This window comes from Belliella kenyensis (assembly GCF_022549675.1).
GTDB lineage: Bacteria > Bacteroidota > Bacteroidia > Cytophagales > Cyclobacteriaceae > Belliella > Belliella kenyensis.
The window spans coordinates 1-681 of record NZ_JAKZGR010000062.1; the positions used below are offsets into that span (position 1 = coordinate 1).

Annotated in this window: 1 protein-coding gene; it reads left to right on the forward strand. The window is 46.4% G+C overall.

The genetic code is table 11. The features are described from left to right. The coding region (locus MM214_RS18950) for a hypothetical protein (protein ID WP_241297745.1) at nt 1-681 on the forward strand (681 nt) is incomplete at both ends.

The window sequence follows — 681 nt, forward strand, 5'->3', positions numbered from 1 at the left end:
AAGATGGTTTCACCCCAGTGATCAATTTAGAAGGAAACTGGGAGATTAACGGAGTTGATACAGGTTTACCAGCCAGAGGAGAGAGAGGCGAAGATGGTGAAAAAGGTGAAGATGGTTTCACCCCAGTAATCAATGCGGAAGGAAACTGGGAGATTAATGGAGTTGATACAGGTTTACCAGCCAGAGGCGAGAGAGGCGAAGATGGCGAAGATGGTTTCACTCCTGTAATCAATGCAGAAGGAAACTGGGAGATTAATGGAGTTGATACAGGTTTACCAGCTAGAGGTGAAAGAGGCGAAGATGGCGAAGATGGAGCTACACCTGTAATTAATGCGGAAGGAAATTGGGAGATTAATGGAGTTGATACAGGTTTACCAGCCAGAGGCGAGAGAGGCGAGAGAGGCGAAGATGGTTTCACTCCTGTAATTAATGCAGAAGGAAACTGGGAGATTAATGGAGTTGATACAGGTTTACCAGCCAGAGGTGAAAGAGGCGAAGATGGCGAAGATGGAGCTACACCTGTAATTAATGCGGAAGGAAACTGGGAGATTAACGGAGTTGATACAGGTTTACCAGCCAGAGGCGAGAGAGGCGAGAGAGGCGAAGATGGTTTCACTCCTGTAATTAATGCAGAAGGAAACTGGGAGATTAATGGAGTTGATACAGGTTTACCAGCCAGAG